The organism is Sinorhizobium sp. 6-70, assembly GCF_030124375.1.
Classification (GTDB): domain Bacteria; phylum Pseudomonadota; class Alphaproteobacteria; order Rhizobiales; family Rhizobiaceae; genus Sinorhizobium.
In genome coordinates, this window is sequence record NZ_JASKLS010000014.1 from 157143 (window position 1) to 171181 (window position 14039).

The 14039-nt window shown below is 62.2% G+C and carries 13 protein-coding genes and 2 tRNA genes; 7 read left to right on the forward strand and 8 right to left on the reverse strand.

The window, feature by feature from the left end; all coding sequences use genetic code 11:
• Nucleotides 1-189 precede the first annotated feature (189 nt).
• Nucleotides 190-612 carry an iron response transcriptional regulator IrrA gene (gene irrA / locus QN222_RS23960; protein WP_153442464.1) on the forward strand — a complete coding sequence of 141 codons (423 nt, stop codon included), beginning with the start codon at nt 190-192 and terminating at the stop codon, nt 610-612.
• A gap of 59 nt (nt 613-671) precedes the next feature.
• Here the strand turns inward: irrA and QN222_RS23965 are convergent, their stop codons facing one another.
• The 4 genes from QN222_RS23965 to QN222_RS23980 form a co-directional block, all read right to left on the reverse strand.
• The gene (locus tag QN222_RS23965) at nt 672-1307 is read right to left on the reverse strand and encodes a trimeric intracellular cation channel family protein (protein WP_283962463.1); all 636 of its coding nucleotides are present in this window, start codon (nt 1305-1307) and stop codon (nt 672-674) included.
• 271 nt (nt 1308-1578) lie between these two features.
• Entirely contained in the window at nt 1579-2364 is a 786-nt protein-coding gene (locus tag QN222_RS23970) for a YdcF family protein (RefSeq protein WP_283962462.1), read from the reverse strand.
• Between the two features lie 199 nt (nt 2365-2563).
• Nucleotides 2564-2639: transfer RNA gene (locus QN222_RS23975), tRNA-Ala, on the reverse strand.
• Between the two features lie 253 nt (nt 2640-2892).
• Entirely contained in the window at nt 2893-3282 is a 390-nt protein-coding gene (locus QN222_RS23980) for a TIGR02300 family protein (RefSeq protein ID WP_283962461.1), read from the reverse strand.
• A 286-nt stretch (nt 3283-3568) separates the two neighbouring features.
• Between QN222_RS23980 and aroA the strand changes: the two genes are divergently transcribed.
• The 3 genes from aroA (at nt 3569) to rpsA (ending at nt 7443) form a co-directional block, all read left to right on the forward strand.
• Entirely contained in the window at nt 3569-4936 is a 1368-nt protein-coding gene (gene aroA, locus QN222_RS23985) for a 3-phosphoshikimate 1-carboxyvinyltransferase (protein ID WP_283962460.1), read from the forward strand.
• Entirely contained in the window at nt 4936-5574 is a 639-nt protein-coding gene (cmk, locus tag QN222_RS23990) for a (d)CMP kinase (RefSeq protein WP_283962459.1), read from the forward strand. The genes aroA and cmk overlap by 1 nt, the downstream gene beginning before the upstream one ends.
• 162 nt (nt 5575-5736) lie before the next feature.
• Nucleotides 5737-7443, forward strand: coding sequence for a 30S ribosomal protein S1 (rpsA, locus tag QN222_RS23995; RefSeq protein WP_136509254.1), 1707 nt, complete (start codon nt 5737-5739; stop codon nt 7441-7443).
• An 80-nt stretch (nt 7444-7523) separates the two neighbouring features.
• Here the strand turns inward: rpsA and QN222_RS24000 are convergent, their stop codons facing one another.
• Nucleotides 7524-9170 carry a hypothetical protein gene (locus QN222_RS24000; protein ID WP_283962458.1) on the reverse strand — a complete coding sequence of 549 codons (1647 nt, stop codon included), beginning with the start codon at nt 9168-9170 and terminating at the stop codon, nt 7524-7526.
• 460 nt (nt 9171-9630) lie between these two features.
• Between QN222_RS24000 and QN222_RS24005 the strand changes: the two genes are divergently transcribed.
• On the forward strand, nt 9631-9960 hold the full coding sequence (locus QN222_RS24005; protein WP_283962457.1) for a DUF6665 family protein: 330 nt from the start codon (nt 9631-9633) through the stop codon (nt 9958-9960).
• A 32-nt stretch (nt 9961-9992) separates the two neighbouring features.
• Here QN222_RS24005 and QN222_RS24010 read toward each other — a convergent pair whose 3' ends face one another.
• A complete protein-coding gene (locus tag QN222_RS24010; protein ID WP_283962456.1) occupies nt 9993-11042 on the reverse strand; it encodes a hypothetical protein in 1050 nt (349 codons plus the stop codon).
• 321 nt (nt 11043-11363) lie between these two features.
• A complete protein-coding gene (locus QN222_RS24015) occupies nt 11364-11819 on the reverse strand; it encodes a BA14K family protein (protein WP_283962455.1) in 456 nt (151 codons plus the stop codon).
• A 337-nt stretch (nt 11820-12156) separates the two neighbouring features.
• Here QN222_RS24015 and QN222_RS24020 point away from each other — a divergent pair.
• Nucleotides 12157-12241: transfer RNA gene (locus QN222_RS24020), tRNA-Leu, on the forward strand.
• A gap of 536 nt (nt 12242-12777) precedes the next feature.
• Nucleotides 12778-13431: a DUF6647 family protein gene (locus QN222_RS24025; protein WP_283962454.1), complete on the forward strand. Its 654-nt coding sequence runs from the start codon at nt 12778-12780 to the stop codon at nt 13429-13431.
• A 279-nt stretch (nt 13432-13710) separates the two neighbouring features.
• Here the strand turns inward: QN222_RS24025 and QN222_RS24030 are convergent.
• On the reverse strand, nt 13711-14039 hold a 329-nt coding region (locus tag QN222_RS24030; protein ID WP_284005618.1), incomplete at its 5' end, for an adenylate/guanylate cyclase domain-containing protein.

Here is a 14039-nt window from a genome sequence, read left to right on the forward strand (position 1 = left end):
TTCCGCCGTCGCTTACAATATGAATGTGGGCACGACCAGAGTTAAATGCCAGCCTTCCCCTGCTTTGGGCCGATTTTCAGGCGCTTGCACCCCCTGGAAGCTCGGAATCTATTGAAAGCGGCGGCGGCAGAAGTTATATCGCAAACGGATAATCTGTGAATTTTGGCCAGGATAGCGAAACGGCTGCGTATGACGAAAGCACCACAAATGTGTTCGCAGGAGAGGCTGCGCAATTCGGGGTTGCGCCCGACACGCCAGCGTGTCGCGCTTGCGGATCTCATTTTCGCCAAGGGCGACCGTCATTTGACCGTCGAGGAACTGCACGAAGAGGCGGTCGAGGCCGGCGTCCCGGTTTCGCTTGCCACCGTCTACAACACGCTGCACCAGTTCACCGAAGCGGGCATGATCCGCGTGCTGGCGGTCGAGAGCGCCAAGACCTATTTCGACACCAATGTGTCCGACCACCATCATTTCTTCGTCGAAGGGCAGAATGAGGTGCTCGACATTCCGGTGAGCAATATCCAGATCGACAATCTTCCGGAGCCTCCGGAAGGCATGGAAATCTCCCATGTCGATGTCGTGGTCCGCCTGCGTCGCAAGTCCGACCGCTGACCACAGGACCGGCGCCGCGTCCGTCGGACGCTGAAGGCGCCAGATCGTTTCCAGGACTTCTACATCACGTCGCTCGGGTCGCGACCCGGGCCGGCCTTGTCGATCGGCAAGGTCCAGCCATACCGCAACGCGCCGCCGCGCACGGCAAAGGCCGCCACCACTCCGAGCGTCGAGGTCACGGCCAAGGGCATGCCGATCATCGTCGCGGATACGAAAGCGCCGGCGCCGACAAGAGCCGCGGTGACGTAGATCTCCGGCCGCAGCAGCACGGAGGGCTCTCCGGCGAGCAGATCACGCAGGATGCCGCCAAAAGTTGCCGTCAGCATGCCGGTCACGATCGCGACGACCGGCGAGCCTGTCGCCGCCAGCCCCTTGGCGGCACCCATGACGCAATAGGCCGAAAGGCCGATCGCATCGAGCCACACGAGCATGCGGTAGCGGGATTTGAAGCGGTGAGAGGTGAGGAACACCAGGAGCCCCACCGAGGCGCAGACGATCAGATAGGCCGGGTTCAACACCCAGAACACGGGCGTTGCCCCCAGGATCACGTCGCGCATCGTGCCGCCGCCGATGCCGGTGACCGAGGCCAGGAAGAGATAGCCGATGATATCGAGCTGCTTGCGCGACGCCGAAAGTGCGCCGGTCGCGGCGAAGACGGCCACACCGGCATAGTCAAGAATTTCGAGGATCGGCATGGATGCTCCGCTTTGGACTGCGTTGATCAAGGATCGACGCTATCCGCGATCATTAGCGTAACGCTGCGAATAAGTCAGCGGGCGGCTCTATCATCAGGATATGCGCCCCTCTCGCGGTCGAAGGCACTTGCCCCTCACCCTGGCCCTCTCCCCGTAAGCGGGCGAGGGGACCGGGAGACCGCGGCTCGTCCCTTCGCCCCGCGTGCGGGGAGAAGGTGCCGGCAGGCGGATGAGGGGGCACCCGCCCTGGGCGCGCCGTGTCGCGACAGACCTAATGCGGCAAAAGCGTCTGCGTCCGGCCGAGCAGGTAATAGGCGAGCAGCCCGGTCCATTCCTTGGCGGCGGTCGTCGTCAGCTGCGCGTTGAGTGCAGGCTGGGTGAAGTCGAAGCCGAGCCGCACCTTGCCGCTCGTTCGATAGTCCGTCGGCCAGGGCAGCACGTCGATGCCGAACGAACGAAAGAGGCCGACCGAGCGCGGCATGTGGTAGGCAGAGGTGACGAGCGCGCAGTGCTCCATTCGGTTCGTGCTCAATAGATCCCTCGTATTGCGTGCGTTCTCGAAGGTGGTGCGCGAGTCTTCCTCGCGGACGAGACGTTCGGGGGCGATGTCGAACGCGCCGAAGAATGCCCGCGAGGCTTCCGCGTCGCCGGCATAGCCGCCGCTCAAGGAGCCATCGCCGCCCGACACGAGGATGCGGGCAGCAGGATAGGTCTTGGCAAGCCGGACGGTCTCGACGAAGCGCTCCGCCGCCTGGTTGAGTTCGATGCCGCCGCGCCCGGCAATCACCACGTTCTCGAAGGCGCCGCCAAGCACGATGATGCAGGAGAGCTCCGCCGGCGGAGACAGGCGAGGAAACCGCTCTTCGAGGATCTGCAGGAAATAGGAGCCGGTGGTGGTAAACAGCGTCAGGAACAGCACCCCGAGGCCGAGTGAGCCGAAGACACCACCGATGCGCGCGCGGCCGCGCAGCGCCAGCACAAAGCCGATGAGGATGCTGAAGAAGGCGAGCGAGAGCGGCTGGGCAAGGAGCCAGAAGATTTTGGAGGCAAGGAACATGGGCAACTGTTCTGGTGCCTGGTTGGTTAATTTTCTGCGAATTCCGGCGTCATCATGCGGGCAGCGAGGCCGTCGCATTCGTCACCGGCTGAAGCTGTCGTAACTCAGACACATTCTGACGACGTTGCCGAGAATGCAACGCGTACGCGCAAGAATCTGCGCAGTCATAGACCTTCGTATCGCAAGTCATTGGAAATTTTGGTGGAGCTAAGCGGGATCGAACCGCTGACCTCTTGCATGCCATGCAAGCGCTCTCCCAGCTGAGCTATAGCCCCATCAGGGTCCGGCAGTGCCGGTTCCGGGAAGATCGTCGGGCGTTGTGCCCAGCGAGTGGCGGCTTATTACTTCTGCTTTTTGCAGATGGCAAGCCGAAAATTTAAAGCCGGTGCGATTTTGTTGCTCGTTCCGGGAAAACGCCCCGACCGCGAGGTGTTGCGGCGGGCGGGGCGTCTTTCATGCGTGATTTGAAACGCTTAGCGTGATGAAGAAATGTGTGCGGCGGGTTTCCCGCCCACATCTTGCCGATGATTAGACGTCTTCGTCCTCGTCGGAGACGCCGATGAGGTCGCTCATGTCGTCTTCGTCGTCTTCGTCGTCGGTCTCGAGGAAGGTATCGTCGTCATCGCCGTCGATCTCGACGTCGTCGTCGCCGAGATCCGGCAGGTCGTCGCCGCCCGATGCCTCGTCGTCGGCATCCTCGAGCGAAACGAGTTCGACCTCGGTGTTCTCTGCATCGACTTCCGTTACGTCTTCCTCTTCTTCCTTCTCGAGCACCTTGGCGACGGAGCTCTCCTCGAAGAAGGACAGCGGATAGGACTTGCCCGTGTAGGGGGAGACGATCGGGTCACGGTTCAGATCGTAGAATTTGCGCCCCGTTTCCGGGTCGATGCGCTTTGTTCCAAGTTCCGGTTTTGCCACAGTCAAAGCCTCTTGAATGGCCGGACGAACCGGCTCTTGCCGGAAAGCCGGCGGGTGGAAAGTTATCAAGCTTATGATGATTAGCCGGTCCCCATAATCGTCTTGACGACTTCTGTCAAAGACAAACTTCGGCCGGGCCTCGCTCGCATTTTCTTCGTCCGGGAGGATGACCCTATTTGTGCTTTATGTTAGGGAGCCGGCGAGACCGGCGGTCCGCTCCGTAACGCGCGAGAAGGGCGTGATGTTCCATGGCCGCCGGCAGCCGGATTGTCAGAGGAAAAACAACATGTCCCATGGCTCAAGCCCGCGGCCTGCCACCGCAAAGAAGTCTTCCGATCTCAAGGGCACGGTCCGCATTCCCGGCGACAAGTCGATCTCGCATCGCTCCTTCATGTTCGGCGGTCTTGCTTCGGGCGAGACCCGCATCACCGGCCTGCTTGAGGGCGAGGACGTGATCAACACCGGCAAGGCGATGCAGGCCATGGGCGCCAAGATCCGCAAGGACGGCGACACATGGATCATCGACGGCGTCGGCAACGGCGCGCTGCTCGCGCCGGAAGCGCCGCTCGATTTTGGCAATGCCGGCACCGGCTGCCGGCTGACCATGGGCCTTGTCGGCGTCTATGATTTCGACTCGACCTTCATCGGCGATGCCTCGCTTACCAAGCGGCCGATGGGTCGCGTGCTGAACCCGCTGAGGGAAATGGGTGTCCAGGTGAAATCGGCCGAAGGCGATCGGCTGCCGGTGACGCTGCGTGGCCCGAAGACGCCGAACCCGATCATCTATCGCGTGCCGATGGCGTCTGCCCAGGTGAAATCTGCCGTGCTGCTCGCCGGCCTCAACACGCCCGGCATCACCACGGTCATCGAGCCGGTGATGACGCGCGACCACACCGAAAAGATGCTGCAGGGTTTCGGCGCCAGTCTGACGGTCGAAACCGATGCGGACGGCGTGCGCACCATCCATCTCGAAGGGCGCGGCAAGTTGACGGGCCAGGTGATCGACGTGCCCGGCGATCCGTCCTCGACGGCCTTTCCGCTGGTGGCCGCCCTTCTCGTGCCGGGCTCGGACGTCACCATTTTGAACGTCTTGATGAATCCGACGCGCACCGGCCTCATCCTGACGCTACAGGAAATGGGCGCCAACATCGAAGTCATGAATGCGCGGCTTGCCGGCGGCGAGGATGTCGCCGATCTCCGCGTGCGCTATTCGGAGCTGAAGAGCGTCACGGTGCCGGAAGAGCGCGCCCCCTCGATGATCGACGAATATCCGGTGCTCGCCGTCGCTGCCGCGTTTGCGGAAGGCACGACCGTCATGAACGGCCTCGACGAACTGCGCGTAAAGGAATCCGACCGCCTCTCCGCCGTCGCCGACGGCCTGAAGCTCAACGGCGTCGACTGCGACGAAGGCGAAGCCTCGCTGGTCGTGCGCGGCCGCCCCGGCGGCAAGGGCCTCGGTAACGCTTCGGGCGGTGAGGTCAAGACCCATCTCGACCACCGCATCGCTATGAGCTTCCTCGTGATGGGTCTCGCTTCCGAACATCCGGTGACGGTCGACGACGCGACGATGATTGCGACGAGCTTCCCCGAATTCATGAACCTGATGACGGGGTTGGGCGCGAAGATCGAGCAGACGGAAGCCAAGGTGGCTTAATGACACTCACCATCGCCATCGACGGACCCGCTGCCGCCGGCAAGGGAACGCTTTCGCGGCGGATTGCCGAGGAATACGGCTTCCACCATCTCGACACCGGGCTCACCTATCGTGCGACCGCCAAGGCGCTTCTTGATGCCGGATTGCCGCTCGATGACGAGGCGGTCGCCGAGAAGATGGCGCGCGAGGTCGAGCTTGCGGGGCTTGATCGCTCGGTGCTCTCGGCCCATCAGATCGGTGAGGCGGCGTCGAAGATCGCCGTCATGCCGGCCGTGCGTCGGGCGCTGGTCGAGGCCCAGCGCGGCTTCTCGCGGAAGGAGCCGGGCACCGTGCTCGACGGGCGCGACATCGGCACCGTTGTCTGCCCCGACGCCGCCGTGAAGCTCTATGTGACGGCGTCGCCGGAAGTCCGGGCGAAACGCCGCTACGACGAGATCGTCGCCGGCGGTGGCTCGGCCGATTACCATGCGATCTTCGAGGATGTGAAAAAGCGCGACGAGCGCGACATGGGCCGGGCCGACAGCCCGCTTCGCCCGGCGGCGGATGCGCACTTGCTTGACACTTCCGAAATGAGTATAGAGGCGGCATTCCAGGCGGCGAAGACGCTGATCGACGCGGCCTTGCAAACGAAGATTTGAAGAAAGCCATCATCGGCTCGTGCCGGATCGCCTTCTTTTAAAGCCTGAAATTCCGTCCACGCGCCGGATTGCTCCTTCAAATGGGGCGGACTGGGTTCAGGCCCATTTAACGCTAACCCCCGGCGCATGTGCGTCTCTTCGCGAGATGCATCAGGAGATTTTATGTCTGCAACCAACCCCACCCGTGATGATTTCGCAGCGCTTCTCGAAGAGTCCTTCGCCAAGACGGACCTCGCCGAAGGCTATGTCGCCAAGGGCGTCATCACCGCGATCGAAAAGGACGTCGCGATCGTCGACGTCGGTCTGAAGGTCGAAGGCCGCGTGCCGCTGAAGGAATTCGGCGCCAAGGCCAAGGACGGCTCGCTCAAGGTCGGCGACGAAGTCGAAGTCTATGTCGAGCGCATCGAAAACGCGCTCGGCGAAGCCGTTCTGTCGCGCGAGAAGGCTCGCCGCGAGGAAAGCTGGCAGCGCCTGGAAGTGAAGTTCGAAGCCGGCGAACGCGTCGAAGGCATCATCTTCAACCAGGTCAAGGGCGGCTTCACCGTCGATCTCGACGGCGCCGTAGCCTTCCTGCCGCGGTCGCAGGTCGACATCCGTCCGATCCGCGACGTCACCCCGCTGATGCACAACCCGCAGCCCTTCGAAATCCTCAAGATGGACAAGCGCCGCGGCAACATCGTCGTTTCGCGCCGTACGGTTCTCGAAGAGTCCCGCGCCGAGCAGCGTTCTGAAATCGTTCAGAACCTCGAGGAAGGCCAGGTTGTCGAGGGTGTCGTCAAGAACATCACCGATTACGGTGCGTTCGTCGACCTCGGCGGCATCGACGGCCTGCTGCACGTCACGGACATGGCATGGCGTCGCGTCAACCATCCGTCGGAAATCCTGAACATCGGCCAGCAGGTCAAGGTTCAGATCATCCGCATCAACCAGGAAACCCACCGCATCTCGCTCGGCATGAAGCAGCTCGAGTCGGATCCGTGGGATGGCATCGGCGCGAAGTATCCGGTCGGCAAGAAGATCTCCGGTACCGTCACGAACATCACCGACTACGGTGCGTTCGTCGAGCTGGAGCCGGGCATCGAAGGCCTGATCCACATCTCCGAAATGTCCTGGACCAAGAAGAACGTGCACCCCGGCAAGATCCTGTCCACCAGCCAGGAAGTGGACGTGGTCGTTCTCGAAGTCGATCCGACCAAGCGTCGTATCTCGCTCGGCCTCAAGCAGACGCTGGAGAACCCGTGGCAGGCATTCGCGCATAGCCACCCGGCTGGCACCGAAGTCGAAGGCGAAGTCAAGAACAAGACCGAATTCGGCCTGTTCATCGGCCTCGACGGCGATGTCGACGGCATGGTCCACCTCTCCGACCTCGACTGGAACCGTCCGGGCGAGCAGGTCATCGAAGAATACAACAAGGGCGATGTCGTCCGTGCTGTCGTTCTCGATGTGGACGTCGAGAAGGAGCGCATCTCGCTCGGCATCAAGCAGCTCGGCAAGGATTCTGTCGGTGAAGCTGCCGCCTCTGGCGAACTGCGCAAGAACGCCGTTGTTTCGGCCGAAGTCATCGCGATCAACGATGGTGGCATCGAAGTGAAGCTCGTGAACCACGAAGACATCACCTCGTTCATCCGTCGTGCGGACCTGTCGCGTGACCGTGACGAACAGCGTCCGGAGCGCTTCTCGGTTGGTCAGGTTGTTGACGCCCGCGTCACCAACTTCTCCAAGAAGGACCGCAAGATCCAGCTGTCGATCAAGGCTCTGGAAATCGCGGAAGAGAAGGAAGCCGTCGCTCAGTTCGGTTCGTCCGACTCCGGCGCTTCGCTCGGTGACATTCTCGGCGCCGCTCTGAAGAACCGCCAGACCAACGAGTAATCGTTGCGGAATCTGAAATGACGAGCCCGCGGAGAGCGATCTCCGCGGGCTTTTTCGTTGAGCGGGAAAGAAAACGGGGGCTAGCCGAGACCGCCGAGTTTTCTGTAGAGATCATACGCATTGATGGCGCCGGGCTCGTCGCTCTTCTCTTCCGCTCCACCATCGGAAGATTCCTTTGCGGGCGTTTCACGATCGCCTTCGTCGCTCTCTGCGTCTGCTCCAGCATCGCTCTCCCCATCGCCAGTCCACTCCTGCTGGTCGGGCTTGCCCGCGCCGTCTTCGGCGTCCGCTTTGGCCGGAGGGTAGGGAACGAGGGCGAATGGTATCGCCTCGCGGGGAAGCCCGTTTTCGACGAGGCGGGTGATCATCTGCTGCATCGCCGGATCGTCGCCGGCGTTCGACGCCTTCGCTTGATTGGCTGAGCGCAGCGCCGCCGTCCTCTCCGGCTCGTCGGATTTGGGGTCGCTCAGCGGAGCGGCCCCGGTCGCCTCGTTTCTGGGGCGCATCAACGGCGAATGTTCCGCCGCATCGCTCTCCTGCGGTGCCGCTGGCATCTGCTCGCCAGTGTCACCGCCCTTCGGTTCAGCCGACTTTCCGCCGTCGCCAAAAACTTCCGGAAGAGCGAGGCCCTCACGGACAAGTGCTTTTACGGCGTCGGCAGAAAAACGCGCGGCCTGACTGCCTGGCTCTGCGCGCGGACCAGCAGGTCGCGTGCCGTGCCCGTCGTTATCGGGCGTCGGACGGCCATAGGTGCCATCCGTATCGAGCCCGTCGGCATCTGCCGCCTCGGCAACCCCACGTTCGAGCAAGGCCTCCATGTCGCTTGCGGTCTGTTCTGCGTCTTCCGGAACGGGGAGGATCGGTTCGGACGGCGAGGCGTCGAAGCCCTCCGTTTCGCCGGGGAAGTTGCCGGTGCTGGCGGGACCTGCGCCGGTGGCGCGCACTTCATCTTCCGGCTGCATTGGGGGGGGCGCCGCATCGGTCTCAGCTATTTCACCCGGCATGCCGCCGCCTGCAACCGACGCCGCTGTCTCCATATCCGGACGGCCCGACACCGGTATCCGCTGCGTGCGCGCGTCCGAGGTCCTTGCGGCATCCGGCCTCCTGGAGTCCTTCGGCAGCTCGTCCGGCGCTTCCTCGAACATCGCCTCGGCCGGATCGCCCTCTTCGTCTGCGCCGAAGGTCTTCTTCAGAATCGATTGAAGCAGCGCGACCTCGCTTGATGCGGAAGCCTTTATCGCGGCGAACTGGGGCGGTGCGGCTGTCTGCACCGGCAGATTGCGGATCGCTTCCTTGGGCTGAGATTGAGGAAGTCCTGCATTGGCCCCCACTACCCCAGTTGGTGCGGTTCTTTCGCCGAGGCCGGACGGCATCGCGGTCAGCACGGCGAGGCGGTGCGCGAGGCTGCGTCCGCCGAGTTGCCGCTCCAGCAGCAGACGCTCCGGCATCGGCATGGATTGAAGGAAACCGATCAGGCGCTTGACGAAGTCACGGCCGCTTTCCTGCGGCAAGGGCGGAAACTTGAGGATGCGCGCGAGATCCTCCATCAACCGCACCAGCGCGTACCTGGAAAGAACCTCCTTGCCGGAGAGATGACGGCTGAGCGCGTCGAGAATCTTCTGGATCGCCTCGGCGCGCTGACCGGATGGAGGCGCTGCATGGCGGATCTGCGACGTGGTTTCGTCGCCTGGGCCGACCGCGTTCCTGGTTATGAGAATGGGCAGCATTCCGGTTTCCACTTTGCTTGCAGCAACGCTCTGCCGTTCTCGCAGCACCGCGCGTAAAGGCCTCGGACGGCCTCGGATCGCCATGATTGCTGTCGGAGAGCGCTTCATGCGCGCAGCGGCCAGGCCGAGCCAGCCCACGGCCTGGCCGCGGGCATTTACAGCGGCGCGCGTCTTGTCAGACGCGCAAAGGGTCTCTGCGTGTTTTGTCCTCAAATCGTCGAGGATTGAAGCAAACATGCAGCAGGGCATGATCGTTAAGGGTAGGCCAAAGAAGTTTATGAAATCTTAACCATGTCGCCTGCTGCGCCGGAACCTTGCGTGATGGCCTTTCCCGGTCCATCCTGCCCCTATAGCGTCATGCGCCTTATCAGATGCGCGACGCTGTAGCACTTTGAATTGCTGCATGTTTTATCCTTGAATCGCGACGATTGAAGGATACGTGCCCTTCACGGAGCTGCCGATGACATTCCGCCTTCCGCAATCGCTGAGCCGCTCTGATACAAGGAGCGGCGTGAACGTGCTCGAATATGAGCTGATGGCGGAGCGTGCCGACGCGCTTGGCCGCCACGGCTTGAAGGTGGAGAGGGCGATTGCGGCGCTGGACCAACTCGACAGCGGCAAGGATGGGCCAGCTGTCCGCGAGCGGCTTCTCGACGAGGCGGCGGACGCCGTCTGGGCCTTCCTCATTCAGCGGGAGATATGCGGCCTGCGCGACAGCCGCGATGCGGTGCGCCGCTACGGCATTCCAAAGGAGGTCATGGCCCGCCTCGGGATCGTCAGAAAGCGATAGTCAGCAATTCAAAGGGCGCCGGAGCGCAGGGATCATTGTGATCCAGCCAGCTTGCGCCTGATAAAGTCGTAGATGCCGTCTTCGTCAACGTGAAGAACGAACAGATCGCGCGCCTCGGCAGCCTGCTGGTCGGTCTGTTTTTCGCCATCCTCATGGAGCGCAGCCATGAGGCTTGCCTCTTCCTTTGTGATACCGGCATTGTCGCGCGCACTGTCTTGGCCTCGCGAGGTGACCTGCTCGTCGTCGTCGCGATCGTTCTGTGCCTGCGTTTCCGCGACCTCGGCGCCGGCGGCGAGCACCGTCAGCATCTCGGCGGCGCCGACGCCTTCTCCGTCGGGCGGTATTTTCCCGGCGTCGCCATCGGCGGCAACCTCGTTCCGCTTCCTGACGGCCTCATGCAGTTCCTTGACATCGTCGAGCTTGTCATTCGCCTCCAGCGCGCGGATCGTCTTCTCGCGCTCGGCACGGGTCTCCGCGTCCTCGACGCGCGTCGGATCGCTCTCAGTCCGTTCGAGTTTCAGTTCCTCGAGCGATTTCGGATTGGCGGCATCCTCCAGCCGTTGCAGCACCTTTGCCGTTTCGATGGCATTCAGCCCGCCGTCCTGTGCCTTGGTTTGCAGCGCCGCCTCGAGCTTGTCGTCTTCCGCGCCGTAGGGATTCTTGATCGCGGCCAGGACTTCCGAAAGCGAAAGGTCGAGTGTGTCGAGGCCGAGCGCCTTCTCGACCACACGGATTTGCTCGGGCTCGAGACTGGAAAGCGCTTCTTCGAGCTGGCGCCCGTAGGCGTAGGCCGATTGGCCGTCGGCTCGCTCCAGGCCGACGAGTTCGCCAAGCTTGCCGATCAGTTCGAGCTTGAGCTCGGTGACGTCGACCACCGCGCGATTGAAGAAGTGATTGTTGATCTTGTCGTTGGCAGCCTTCTGCGACTCGTCCGACTTGATCCGCGCCTTGAGGATCTTGTCCTCCTTGGTCGCTTTCGCCTTTTCCTCGTCCTCCGCGCGACGCTTTTCGATGTCCTCGATGATCGAGCCCACGAGGGTGGTCGAGACGGTCGCGCTTGCCTGCTGGGTCGGAAGCAGCATCGTTTCAATCCGCCATCTGATTGTACCGATCTGGAACGATAGGTGGCCGAGGTTAACTGCGCCTTAATAATGCCGGTCGAAACCCGGCCTGCCTCGATCGGCATCTCGGTGAGGCTGCTGATGCCTGTCTGGGCCTCTCCTATACGGCACGAGATATCCGGCGTCCGCGACGGCCGCGACGCGGTGCGCAGCTACCGCCTTCCGAGGGGAGGTCATGGCCGCGCCTCCGCGACGCCCGGCGCGGCAATCTGCGCAGTCGTCGCTTCAAGAATCAAGAAGGCCCGGCGGGAGGACCCGTTCGCGCCTCGTTCGAGCGGGCGCTTACCAGCCCCGGACGAAGCCCCCATAGTATCCAGGTCGGTAATAGCGATGTCCGTAGTAGCCGGGGCGATAGTAGCCGTACGGAGCGCCATAGTACCGGTATGGATAGTAACCGGGATAGTAGCCGGGGCCGTAATAGCGGGTCCCGTAATAATACCGGTTCCCATAGTAGTAGCGACCTGGATAGTAGCCGACGCCAGGCCCGAAATAGAAGGCGATGCCGGCCCGGCGATAGCCGGGAGAGTAACCCGGCCAGCCGCCGTAATAGCCGCCGCGCCAGCGCGGATAATAGCCCCGACCATAATATCCGCGGTGGGTCACGTTCTGGACATCTGCGGAGGCCCTGATCGCTATATCGAGCGCCGGACGCGGCATGGCCTGCACAGGCGCGACAGGGGGAATCATGGAGGCGGCCGCCAGTGCGCAGCTCATAACGAAATTCCGAAATCCCGTCATTTTTTCCTCACTTTCAGAAAGACGTGCTTTCCGGTTTGTCCCTGCTCCATAAACGTTTGTGTTGCTTGGTTTATTTCATGACGTCGGGTCGCGCACGCGTGCTCATCCGCCGGACTTCCGCGCCGATCAGCCGTCGGAGAAAGCATGCGCCTCTCCGGCGCGCATGTCACTGAAATTCTTGCCCTATCTTTACGGGTTTGGAGTACTCCGATCGGACCGGCGGAAGGCATGGCTCGACGAAGTAGGGTCACTCCCCGCAGCTTTTTCGTGGTCCGACACGAAAACTTCAAAATGCCTGTTGACACTTCGGCCTCGGCCTTTTACATGCCGGTCCGTCGCCCAGATGGCGGAATTGGTAGACGCGCAGGTTTCAGGTACCTGTGCCGCGAGGCGTGGAGGTTCGAGTCCTCTTCTGGGCACCATTTCCCTTTAAGTTATTGAGGCCCTTGTTTTCCGGGTAAACCGGACCACCGATTGGTACACGCCGGTGGTACGCATGAGGCTTCGCATGACTTCGCCTACCAGGCGGTCAGGTACATCTTCCTATCAATTTCGAAAGCGAATTCCGTCCGACCTCACAAGCAAAGCGCATGACAAGCTGCTTGTGCTGGAGTTCGATTCCGAACGCGGCGATCGCACCATGAGTGTGGCGGTGACCGTTGGCCACCGCCGAAGTCCTTCTGCGCCTGTGCGGCGAGCCATGGCTGCTCCCGGTCGCAGAGACACGGTGAGCCCACGAAATCTAGGTAGTCCTGTGGAAAACGATGTGGAGAAATTGGGGGAGCCGTACCGATGCGCACCACTGGGTCGGCGCGTAGTGTGAGCCTGCCGCCTTGGTAATGGACTGCCCATTGCGCCCCGTGGGCTCCCTGACTCTGACGCGGAGCTGAAGCCTTTCTATAACCGACCAGCTGTCACGGGGTGGCGATCCGGGCGCCGGAGAGGGAGATTTGCAGCCATGCACACGTTCGCGAAGCAAATGGTGCCCTGGATCTTCAGCGCAATTGCATCGACCACCCTGGCCGCGTCAGCAGGAGAGCCGGTACAGCCCGACGTTCATTCTGGCGACGCGTCGAGACAGGTGGTCTTGCCGGGCACCGGACTCATTGTCGCGCCCGATGCCTTCGTTCTCGGGTCAGAGCCCAACCATTTGCGGCAAGCTGCGCTGAAGGCGATCGCGGCGTGGCTTTCGTCGGAATTCGGTCTTCCGCTGATCGACGAACCGCCTGCTATCGCCTTCGCGTCCGCCAAGCGCATGATTGGTCTGCGCTATCGGGATGTGCCGTTGGACCGATGGAGCGGAGGCTCTGCCCATCTGGACGCGCCTGGCGAACGGCCCGCCGTCGTGGCTGTCTACGATGATGAGGCAAGAACTGTCTATCTGCCGGACGGATGGACGGGGAAGACGCCGGGGGAGGTCTCCGTGCTTGTGCACGAAATGGTCCACCACATTCAGAATGTGGCAGGATTGAAGTTTGCATGCCCGGAGGAACGCGAGAAGACAGCCTTCGAAGCGCAGAAACGATGGCTGGGTCTCTTCGGCAGCGACCTCGAGGCAGAGTTCGGGCTTGATCCCTTCACAGTGTTGGTCCGTACAAACTGTTTGTACTGACGCTCGATCTTCTGGATCGATCATGATTTCGTAGTCGGCGGCGCCCTGAGGAGAGGAGGCGGCGCCCATATCGGTTCGGTCGAAGGCACGACTTGTGACGCAACGAATCGGACTTCCGGAGCGACCGCTTCATTACACCGCGCATGCCACACCTATCCTCGGCTTGGGTGCGATCACAAACAGTCCGAAGGGCTCATCGGCCTTCAGCTCACCGAAAGTTGCGCTAGTCTAGTCAGCCGGGCCTTCTTGTTGTCTGGCAAGCGGGAGTGCCGCTGACGCCTACGCCGCCGTTCCGGTTTGCGCTTCGTCCATTTTCACTTCGGCGGCAGGGTTCGCTGCCAGGACCTCGTAGATGTCCAGGGCTGTTGCCCGCCCCTTGGCCTGCGCCGAGCCGAGCGGACGGAATGTGATGACGTCCTTGCATTGGGCAACGACCGCGCCGCTCGCCATGATCGTCGTGTCGTAGTTCTTGTTCATGCCTTCAAGCCGCGAGGCGACATTTACCGTGTCGCCCATCGCCGTGTATTGCAGCCGCTCCTTGGCGCCGACCCTGCCGACGACCGGACTGCCGGCAAGATTGCGGAGGCCCCCGCGGCAATCCAGAAAAC